The following is a 10,377-nucleotide window of genomic DNA, read 5'->3' as shown; positions in this document are numbered from 1 at the left end:
GAATTGAAGCCACAACCCCAGACCAGATCGCCGCATGACCGACAAGCCTCAAACACCAGATTTGACAATAACTCGCTTTGTCACAGAACAATTCCGTTTGCGCCGCGCGCTGAGCCCCTCCTTCGACAAGGTAAGCGGTGCCTTTTGCAAAGATATCGACATGTGTCTTCCTTTAAAACAGTCAGTCTTTCAGCTGATTTTGGACGCCACAAATGGGCGCTGTTTTCTGTTCATAGGTACAGGGCATGTCACTTATCAACTTATTCCGAATCCTTTCATGTGCATAACCGAGTCGGAATAGGTGTTTAAAATCAATGAACTGCTGCGTCATTCAGCGTTGGAACGAGGATAGCCCAGCGCTATATGCCGATACCTGCGCGAAAGAAATTACCTTTATTGATAGATGAAAATCTCTGCGGGGGTCTGCGGATATGCCGGCGCGTTCGGCGTCGGGCAGGCAGCAATTTCATCAAGGATCGGCAAGAAATAGGCCTATGAAATTTTTTTTATTCAAAGACTGTTTTTGGTAAAATCCTCGCGCCACCAGCTCTAAACTACAGTGTAGGGCAGCAGCAGGATTGCCGGTCCGGTTCTCCGCGCCGTCCTGCCTCAAATGTTGGATGCCATAGAAAACGATATCAAGCGCATGTTGGGTATTCATCCAGTGAAGACTGCACGTAGGCCAAGATTTTCGCTTCGTTTTCAATCTGTTTATCAAGCTTTTGGCGCCCAAAAGTTTGTCCGTTGCAGCCCCCGGAAAACTGCCCAAGAACCTTCTGAAAACCGCTCAGAAAAAACAGAATTCAACGCTTCAGAACGCTCTGGAGCGACCAAAGTTCTCCCCTCAGTTCACACACCATATCTTGTTTCGGGAGTTTTTGCCGCAAACATGCCCGTTCCTTTTCAACCCGTGTTCCCGTAAAGTTCCATATCAGCCCTGCCCCATGATTCCGGATATCCCCGTGCGCAACCTCTATTCCTAGGCCAAAAGCCAAGATGCGGCATGTGTTTGATGATATGATGATCGGGAATGAACCGTTTGAAGACCTGACAGGCAACCTTCCCGCGCAAACAGGCATCTACCCCGATTATGCCGCCCCCATCCTGCGGCACGGGTCACAGCGCGGGTGGCAATTGACCAAGGCGCCGGGGCATGCCGACGCCGCAGACATACCGTGAGGCCAAGCGCACCGATCCAGGCGTGACCATGTCCTCGCCCCATTGGCGACGCTGGCTGGGCGTAGAGAACGGTTGCTTTGTTCCCTTCACCAGCTTTTCCGAACTCGACACGCGCGCAGGCAGCCCGCGCAATCATTCCATATGGTTTGCGCTTGGGCCGGACCGCCCGCTAGCGTTTTTCGCGGGGCTACACACCGAATGGACCTTGATGCGCAAACTGAAGGAGGGCGAGGTCACGGCCGATCCCTTTGGCTTCCTCACCTGCCTCCCCAATGCCGAAGTAGCGCCGATCCACCCCAAAGCCATGCCGGTGATTTTGACGCGGCAAGAAGAATGGCGCCAATGGCTGACCGCCCCCGCAGCCGAAGCCCTACAATTACAACGCCCCCTGCCCGATGGCATGTTGCGCATCGTTGCAGAAGGGGGGGGGCAAACAGTTGCGATTTGAAGCGCCCTTACCCCGCTGTGTCGTTGCAGAACTGCTTGTGCTCCTCCTTGGAAAGCCAGTACGCATCCAATTTGTCTTTGGACAATATCTATCCCCCTCTCGGGACATTGCTTTGCAATGTCCTGCCGGGCAGCGGTTCAGGTCACAAGAAAAGACGGAGGCGACCATATTCAGCGACGGTCCACGACGACCAAGCGAGAAACGGTCCGACCTCCGCCGCTGCCCAGCATAAATGCCGTGCCGGGCAGCTATTCCAGCTTCGCACAGGAACTGCTCAATTCATAAGACAAGAGAGGGCATCAGGCAGAAATCAACGAGGTTGCCGAGCGCGTCCGTCAGGGCAAGTATCTTCGTCTTATGCCTCCGCTAGAACGTCCAATGGCCTGGCAAAGAGTTTCCTGTTACCCGGCAATCACTGCTTGCAGCGATGAGAGGGCTTTTGCGCCCTGACCCGGGCGATGGACCTTAACGATAGTGCCATCAACCATGGCGTATTCGAGATCGGCGCCTGCGGCTAACACTTTGAACATATGATAGAAAGCATCAGCCTTAACCCACCTGCGGAACTGTTTGAAAACGCTATACCACTTGCCAAATTCATCGGGACATTCACGCCCCTGCGCTCCGGTGCGAACGGTCCAGAGGACCGCCTCCACAAACAGCCGGGGACCACGCCCAGCTTGCCCCGGATCGGTCGATTTTCCAAGACTTTATGGCTCAATGATGCTCCACTGGGCATCGGCCATAACACGTCGACTCAAGGCTGCTCTCCTCTGTTTGCAACTTTGAATCAGAACTCAGGTGATTTGGGAATCCTAAGCCTCAACAGCACATAGTAACAATAATAGTCCAAGGCCGGATCAGTTCGTTTCAAGCCGACCAGGCGGGCAGATAAGTAACAATATTACCGATTCCACCCGTGACCAGATAATATTGTTTACGCAAAATGATCTGTGAGTCAGCACCCATTAAAAAAATGCGGGGAAATGGCGGGGCGGACCAGACCTAGAAAAATGGTTAGGTTCGGCCGAAATTTCATCGATTCGCAGGGGTATCGCGCCAGTTTTGGTGTGATCGGTGATTAACAAATCATTAAATTTCAAACAGTTGCACCCATTTTCGAAGGGGTAGTCATTTTGTCCAGCTATCACTCTTGGCCGCATGTGCCGAAAGTTAAAGGGTTCAGCATGAGAAGGGGCAGCCAACCAAGTAAAGCGTAAAGCGTAAAGCGTAAAGCCAAGAGGGGCGAACTACAGATTTGTTAAATGGTTCGTTGCACCCCGATTCATACTGAATTTTTATGAAACCGCGTTTGTTCGATGTTCGCTTTGGAATGACTGGCGTTCCGACATTCGCTTTATTCGGAGAAGTCTAATGGGTATCAAGAATCAACATTTCATGTTCCCGATTAATAACGGTCACCAGGACCAAGATCAGGACCAAGGTCAGGGCCAAGCGCAGGCTGAGCTGCAGGCACAGCTTCAGGCCGAAGCACAGATGCAAGGCCAAGGTCAGGACCAATCCCAGTCTTCTGAGAGTGAAAACTGGAACGGCAACGGTAACCTGAACGGGAACGAGAACGGGAACGGGAACGGGAACCTAAACGGTAACGGGAATGCCAATGGCAATGCGAACGGCAACGCCAACCTGAACGGTAACGGCAACGGTAACCTGAACGGCAACGCCAATTTGAACGGCAACGCCAATTTGAATGCCAACGGCAACCTGAACGCCAACCACAACTCTTCGAACACCGATGTGGACGTCAAAGTTGATGTCGGGTTGACTGGGTTTGAGCCGTCGGATGATGATTTTGCCGATATCGACTTGAGTAGCGGATCGACCGCTGGTGATTTCATCATGGCCCAAGGCAACATCAACTATAGCCCAGGCAATGACCTGAACTTGGAAAACATCCTCGACAATGCTTTGAACGGTCAGGGGAACGATTCTGCGACGGTGAATGCGCAGTCGAACAACCTGTATGACAACGACACTCTGGACCATGTGTCCAACAACGGAACGTTGACCCAGACAAACACCTCAACCGGTGGTCATGCCAAAGCAGATGACGGCATCAATGCCGGTGCTGCTGGTGGTGTTGGCGGCGGTGGTGCAAGCGCCAATGGCGGTTCGGCCTTGGGTGGCTTTGGTGTTGGTGGTGCGGCTGGTGCCTTTGGTGGTCTGAGCGGTGCGGCTGGCGGAAGCCAAGCTGACGGGGGCACAGGTGCTGATGGCGGAGATGCCGCAGCACTTGGTATCGGGCTTGGTCTGGGCGGAGCGTCGTCTGGTGCCGGAGCTACCGGTGGTGACACCGGGGACGCTGGATCGCTTGCCGTAGGTCTTGGATTGGGCGCTTCTGAAGCCGGGTCCGGTGCTGAGGGCGGTGCATCTGGTGGTGCCGGTGGCCTAGGTGCCGGGATCGGTGCCGCAGGCGCTGGGGCTGACAGCAGCAATACTGGCGACGCCGGTGCAATAGGTGTTGGGCTTGGGCTGATTGGTCTGGGCCAAGGCAATGCCAATAATGGTGAGACCGGCAATTCCGACGCGAATGCCGAAGCCGGTGGTATCGGTATGGGCATTGGTGCAAGCGGTGACGGCGGTGACGCCGGGTCGTTGGCTTCGTCGCAAGGCATTGGGTCTGGTGGTGGCATGTCCGGTGACGCAACCAGCGGTGCTGGTGGTGCAGCGGATGCGATGTCGGACGCCTATAACAACGCACAAGGCAACGGTGGCATGAACACTGCTTGGGCCGGTGATGGTGGCGACGGTTATGGTGGCCATGCTTGGGGCGGTAACTCTGGCGATGCCTTTGGCGGGCAAGCCGTGGTTGGCGGTGTTCAAGCTGGTGGTGGCATGGCCGGTGATGGCGGATATGCCTATGCTGGCGCTGGTGGTGCCGGTGGTAATGCAGGGTCCTGGGGTTCGGGCAACGGCGATGACGGTTACGTCACCGGTGAGTCCTATGCCTCGGCTGCATCACAGATCAGCACCTCGGCGTTTAACCAGACGATTGTTCAGGGTGCCAACGTATTGGGCAACTCAGTCGATATGACAGTTGTGGGCGGTTCGTTCAGCTCCAGCTATGTTGGTGACGATACCGACAGCTGATATAGACACCCCCTAATACTGCAAGGCCCAGACCTGTCTGGGCCTTGCGCGCCAAAATACCCTTTTTAATAGACTAAAGTTTTTTCAAAACGACAAAAGACGACAGAGGTGAGCGGCCATAATCTCACCAGATAGGGGCCCAAAATGTTAGATAAAGTGACCGAAATGGTTGCGCATATGATCGGTATTTTCCATACTACGCTTGAAGATGGCCGGATGCGCGACAGTTATTTGACGACGCACGCGCTGCGACAGTCCGATCCCGAAACAGGGCCATTGCTTTCGGCTGCGGACGCATTCAAGGCGCCGTACCAGCTAGAAGATTTCAAACCCCGAATTCGCTATGATGATGTGCCGCGCGACTTACCTAAAATGGGCTTTGAGCCGCCGTTTCCGGGAAACCCCGACAGTTTGCATTGGGCCGGTTTATTGCCTGTGGAACCGCTTTTCCACACGCCTACAGCGCCTATTTTTGCCAAAGAGTTTGTCCGCCCGAAGCTGACGTTGGAACCGCCGGGTTCGGTTGTGACCGTGACCCTGCAAACGGCCTATTTGGCTGACAATGACCTGCTGCGCTTGAATGACAGCGGGACAGTGTTCGTCGATCCGGCTGTCTTTGAAAGCCAACTGCAGGGCTATCATGCCGTTGCGCAAGCGATTAGCGCACCAATCGGCACGGCTTTGCCGGATCTTGGCGTCTCGGCCCACGGGCATGCATTGGCATTACACAATGACATTGGTACGTTGAACGCCCCAGATTTTTCGGGCGCGACTATAACAATACTGCACGGCACCGATGCCATTGGCAGCTTTTCGAATGGCAAAGCGGTAGAGGTGGAGGCGCCGCTGCAGGACGTGATGCCTGCCTATTTGGCCAAATATGACGTAACTGACCAACCTGCCGCCGATGCTGCACCCGATTGGGTGCCAGATCCGTTTGACGGGCTAAATACCCCCTATGCCAGCGGTGAAAACTTCACCCCGAGCGAGGGGCATGAGTTGGTCACAGGGGCCAATACCTTGATCAACCAGACCAACATCAGCTTTGGTTGGCTGGACGCACCGGTGATTGCTGTCATGGGCGATGTGATATCCCTAAACATAATCTCGCAGACCAATATGCTGATTGAACACGCACAGTTGGGCGGGGCGGGTTATGCCTCTACCTCGGCAAGTTACAATTCCGCGTTTATCTCATTGCAATCCTCGGCCTCACCGATCGAGGCAGGGGGCGATACAGAGGCCAATCTGACGCTGCCGTGGAACTGGGCGGTGACGCGGATTGACGGCGATTTGCTGACGGTGAACCATGTGCAGCAATATAGCTTTGTGACCGACCTTGACCGTGCCGATGTTGGGTTTTACAGCGCTAGTTCTTATATCGACATGGGACAAAACCAAGTAATAAACCTGACGAGTTTGCTAGAAATTGGCTACGGCTATGATCTGATTATTATCGGTGGGAATATGATCACCATCAATCAGATCAGCCAAATGAATGTGCTGATTGACAATGCTCTGGTCAGCTATGATGGACTTTTGCCCACGGCGTTCAGTGCGGGTGATAACTTGCTGTATAACGGTGCGGCCATTTCGGTCACCGGGATCGACAGTTATCAGAGCATGCAAAGCAATTTTGAAACAGCGGCCAATGGGCTTGCGGCGGGGGACACCGATATCGGCGCCAGTGCCGCGCGTGATCCGGTGTTTGAAGGCATCGACATTTTACGGGTGCTCTATATCAGCGGCGATGCGACCACGATCAACATGGTCAACCAAACAAATGTGTTGGGCGACAGTGATCAGGTTCATCTGGCGCTGGACAATTTCCAATCCGCCACGGGGGCCGATATTTCGGTGACTACGGGATCGAATGCCCTGATTAATTTAGCCAGTATTTCGCAGCTCGGGGTTGATTCACAAGTGTCGGTGGGCGGCGAGGTTTATAGCGATGCCTTGCTGTATCAGGCCGGGTTTCTGGACACCGATGCCAACCCCTTGGGTGTGGCCTTGCCCGCCCTTACGAACGAGGCGGTTGCCTTTTTGGCTGACGACATGGTCGGCCCCGATGCCCCTGACGATATGGGCATCGTCCCAACGACTATTGACGCGACATCGACGCCGGACGTGATGCAAAGCATGTTGGCCTGATAGGGGTATTTTGCAAATGACGATTTCAGATAGACGCAAGACGCAAGACAATCAGCGCGACACGAAACAGGCCGAACAATGCGCGGGCCCCCTTCACCTGACAAAGGAACAGCGGATTGCGCCCACCTTTGATGGCCGGAGGCTCGCCAAGGGCCTTGGCAGCGAACAGATCGAGGGGTCAACGGATCCGATCTTGAAAGACAACGCAGTGCCGCAAACCGGGGGCGGAGGCGGCAGCGGCGGGGGCAACAAAAACATGCCACCAAAGTTCCACAAACGCGCGGCCCCCGACCAGTTTGCCGAACAGTTGCACAAGGGCAAAAAGGTTGTCGCCCGGAATCTGGGTTTTGTGATGATCCTGACCTGCGCCACCAATGTTCTTGTGCTGGCGATCCCGATCTATTTGTTCCAAATCTCGGACCGAGTGTTGACCAGTCGATCGATTGACACGCTGATCATGCTGACCATCGTGATCGGCTTTGCGGTTATTCTGCAATCCACTTTTGATGCAGTGCGTCGGTTTATCCTGATGCGGACGGCCGTGGAGATCGCTGTGCGGTTGGGCGCGCCGGTGCTAAGTGCGGCGGCGCATTCCTCCTTGCATGACAATGGCCGCGAGTATCAGACTCTGGGCGATTTGCAGCTTTTGCGCAGCTTTCTGGTGTCTGGCACGTTGATCTCGTTTCTGGATATCCCCTTTGCGCCTTTGTTCATTCTGGCCATTTTCCTTGTGCATCCGCATTTAGGCATGATTGTGATCGCCACGGCGATCCTTTTAATGATTGTCGCGTTGATGAATCAGCGAGCCACCGCGAAACCCTTTGCCGAGGCGAACATGGCGCAAAGCCGCGCGAACATGCATCTGGATTCGATGTCGCGTAACAGCCAAATCATCAATGCGCTTGCGATGGTTCCCGAAGCGGTTGCCCTGTGGGGCCGCGACACGGCGCAATCCATGCGGTCGCAAGTCATCGCCCAAGACCGCAATATTTTTTGGGCAGCTGTGTCGCGCGGCGCGCGGATGATGACGCAAATCGCCATGTTGGGTTGGGGCGCGTTCTTGGCGCTGCAAGGCGAGATTACGGGCGGCATGGTGATTGCAGCGTCGATCATCGCAGGCCGTGCGCTGGCCCCGATTGAAGGCTCGATCGAAGGTTGGAACGGGTATATCCTGTCGCGCGCGGCCTATATGCGGGTGACGCGGCTGATGATGAATTCGGCGCAACGGTTTGAAAAGCTGCACCTGCCGAAGCCCGAGGGCCGCTTGAATGTGGAACGGTTGTTGTTTGTCCCACCCGGCACAAAACAGGTGATTTTGAACGGTTTGACCTTTGGCCTGAACCCCGGCGATTCCCTTGCGATCATCGGCAATTCCGGTGCGGGCAAGACCACGCTGGGCAAGATGCTGGTGGGGTCTATCCTGCCGACATCGGGCAATGTGCGACTTGACCTGATGGATCTGCGCAACTGGGATGTGAGGCAGTTGGGCGAAAGCATCGGCTATTTGCCGCAGGATGTGCAACTGTTCCCAGGCACCATCAAGGCCAATATCGCACGGATGCGGATGGATGCCTCTGACGCCGACATTCACCGCGCAGCTATGTTGGCCGATGTGCATGAGATGATTGCGCTGATGCCTCACGGTTATGAGACAATGGTCGCCGCCGATGGCGCGCCGCTGTCCGGGGGGCAAAAACAGCGGATCGGGCTTGCGCGGGCCTTTTTTGGCAACCCGCGCTTTTTGGTGCTGGATGAGCCGAATTCCAACCTTGATACAACGGGCGACCGCGCGCTAGCCACGGCGATCAAACATGCGGGCGAAAACGGGATCACCGTGGTCGTGATTACCCAAAAGCCATCGTTGTTGAACGCAGTCGACAAGATCATGTTGCTGGCAGATGGTAATATTGCGCTGTTTGGCCACCGCCAACAGGTTTTGCAACAACTGGCCGAGCGTAACAAACCCGCTAATGTTGCAGGCCCAACCCCTACCGGAGGGATTGCGAAATGACGACCGATATTACCTATGTAGAACCGCCCGAATGGTACGCCGACGTACCACGTTCGGTGGCCAAATTTGTTAGCTTTGGCATGCTTTTGATAGTTGTCACTTTTGGTGGGTTTGGCGCTTGGGCGACGATGGCGCCCCTTGCGGCGGCGGTCATTGCGCAGGGCAGTTTTGTGGCCACAGGCCGCAACAAAATTGTGCAGCACCTTGAAGGCGGCATCATCAAAGAGATTTTGATGAATGAAGGCGATCATGTTGAAGAGGGCCAGCCGATCATGATGCTGGACGAAACCTCGGCACTTGCGAACGAGCGCGAGTTGTTTTTGCGCCAAGTTCGGTTGGAGGCAATGGAGGCGCGAATTTTGGCCGAGGTTGCCCTGAAAAAAGAGCTGGTGTTTCCGGCAGAGCTGGAAGCGTTGCGTGGGGATTATGAAGTGGCGTCGATGCTGGGCGCGCAGTCGACGATTTTCACCGCAGCGACGACCCAGCTTAATAATGACATCTTCTTGCTGGAACAGAGCATCGAGGCGCTGTCCGTGCGATCTATTGGCTACGCCCAACAGCTGAAATCGGCACAATTGCAGCTTGATATTTTGCAGGAAGATTTTGACAATAAGACAAACCTGTTGGATTTGGGTTTGGTGCGCAAGTCCGAGGTCAATATCATCCGCCGCGCGATGGCCGATGCTACAGGGCAAATCGGGCGGCTGGTGGCAGAGGTGGACGAAATCACTGCCGTAAAAAAACGCTATGACGCACAGATCGCCCAGACGATCAGTGAACGCCAAGGCAAGCAATTGGACGAATTGCAGACCGTGCAATCCGAGTTGGAAGGCGTGCGGGAAAAGTCGCGCAAGGCGCAAAGTGTGCTGAAACGGTCGGCTGTATTGTCGCCAGTTGCGGGGACGATGGTACGCCAGTACTATCATACCCCCGGGGGGGTGGTGGAAAGCGGGAAGGCAATTGCCGAAATACTGCCCTCGGGCGAGGCGCTGATTATCGAGGCCCAGATCCCGCGCACCGAGATTGACGTGGTGCGCAAGGGCCAAGCCGCTACTGTACGCCTAACTGCATTGAACCAGCGCACGACCCCAATTTTGGAAGGGGTGGTATTTTACGTCTCGGCGGATGCGGTTGTGGATAAATCCCAAGACATGCCGCGCGAAGTGTATATCGCGCGGATTTCTGTAGCTCCCAAAGAACTGGACCGCGTTCGCGGCTTTGCGCCCACGCCTGGCATGCCAGCACAGATCATGATCCAGACCGAAACGCGGACCTTTTTGCAATATCTGATGAAGCCGATTGCAGACAGCATGATCCGCGCGTTCCGCGAACAATAATCTGCGCTGTTTGCTATGCTCTTGCCTTCGCCCCGTTATTGCAAGGCTTTTGTGTATGACGCAGTGAACTGATGCGGTGGATGCCCCCACCCCAACGGCATCAATTGTGCCAAGATGGTTTTATTGCAACCAAGCAGAGG

Annotated in this window: 6 protein-coding genes and 1 pseudogene; 6 read left to right on the top strand and 1 reads right to left on the bottom strand. The window is 55.0% G+C overall.

From position 1 onward, the window contains the following. Window positions 1-1,005 precede the first annotated feature (1,005 nt). Both ACEN2J_RS19875 and ACEN2J_RS19870 read left to right on the top strand, forming a co-directional pair. Entirely contained in the window at window positions 1,006-1,179 is a 174-nt protein-coding gene (locus ACEN2J_RS19875) for a hypothetical protein (RefSeq protein WP_442108374.1), read from the top strand. Further along, complete coding sequence (locus tag ACEN2J_RS19870) at window positions 1,154-1,627, top strand: SOS response-associated peptidase family protein (RefSeq protein WP_442108372.1); 474 nt, start codon at window positions 1,154-1,156, stop codon at window positions 1,625-1,627. The genes ACEN2J_RS19875 and ACEN2J_RS19870 overlap by 26 nt, the downstream gene beginning before the upstream one ends. A gap of 401 nt (window positions 1,628-2,028) precedes the next feature. Here the strand turns inward: ACEN2J_RS19870 and ACEN2J_RS19865 are convergent. Next, window positions 2,029-2,301 (bottom strand): annotated as a pseudogene (locus tag ACEN2J_RS19865) (transposase); the annotation flags it as partial. Between the two features lie 700 nt (window positions 2,302-3,001). Here ACEN2J_RS19865 and ACEN2J_RS19860 point away from each other — a divergent pair. The 4 genes from ACEN2J_RS19860 to ACEN2J_RS19845 all read left to right on the top strand — a co-directional run bounded on the left by ACEN2J_RS19860 (window position 3,002) and on the right by ACEN2J_RS19845 (window position 10,237). After that, window positions 3,002-4,738, top strand: a complete 1,737-nt coding sequence (locus tag ACEN2J_RS19860) for a hypothetical protein (RefSeq protein ID WP_442108370.1) — start codon at window positions 3,002-3,004, stop codon at window positions 4,736-4,738. A gap of 144 nt (window positions 4,739-4,882) precedes the next feature. Further along, a complete protein-coding gene (locus tag ACEN2J_RS19855) occupies window positions 4,883-6,889 on the top strand; it encodes a type I secretion protein ATPase (RefSeq protein WP_442108368.1) in 2,007 nt (668 codons plus the stop codon). A 16-nt stretch (window positions 6,890-6,905) separates the two neighbouring features. After that, the gene (locus ACEN2J_RS19850) at window positions 6,906-8,900 is read left to right on the top strand and encodes a type I secretion system permease/ATPase (RefSeq protein ID WP_442108366.1); all 1,995 of its coding nucleotides are present in this window, start codon (window positions 6,906-6,908) and stop codon (window positions 8,898-8,900) included. Further along, window positions 8,897-10,237, top strand: a complete 1,341-nt coding sequence (locus ACEN2J_RS19845) for an HlyD family type I secretion periplasmic adaptor subunit (protein WP_442108364.1) — start codon at window positions 8,897-8,899, stop codon at window positions 10,235-10,237. Before ACEN2J_RS19850 ends, ACEN2J_RS19845 begins: the two co-directional genes overlap by 4 nt. Window positions 10,238-10,377: the final 140 nt, after the last annotated feature.

The organism is Pseudorhodobacter sp. W20_MBD10_FR17 (assembly GCF_052119765.1).
GTDB lineage: Bacteria > Pseudomonadota > Alphaproteobacteria > Rhodobacterales > Rhodobacteraceae > Pseudorhodobacter.
Note: the sequence above shows the minus strand (reverse complement) of the source record. Positions and strands in the feature narration are given on the sequence as shown.

Bases quoted from the DNA above. Each gene is read 5' to 3' on its own strand.
- ACEN2J_RS19870 (WP_442108372.1), top strand. From the start codon at position 1,154: ATGCCGACGCCGCAGACATACCGTGAGGCCAAGCGCACCGATCCAGGC.
- ACEN2J_RS19860 (WP_442108370.1), top strand. From the start codon at position 3,002: ATGGGTATCAAGAATCAACATTTCATGTTCCCGATTAATAACGGTCAC.
- ACEN2J_RS19855 (WP_442108368.1), top strand. From the start codon at position 4,883: ATGTTAGATAAAGTGACCGAAATGGTTGCGCATATGATCGGTATTTTC.
- ACEN2J_RS19850 (WP_442108366.1), top strand. From the start codon at position 6,906: ATGACGATTTCAGATAGACGCAAGACGCAAGACAATCAGCGCGACACG.
- ACEN2J_RS19845 (WP_442108364.1), top strand. From the start codon at position 8,897: ATGACGACCGATATTACCTATGTAGAACCGCCCGAATGGTACGCCGAC.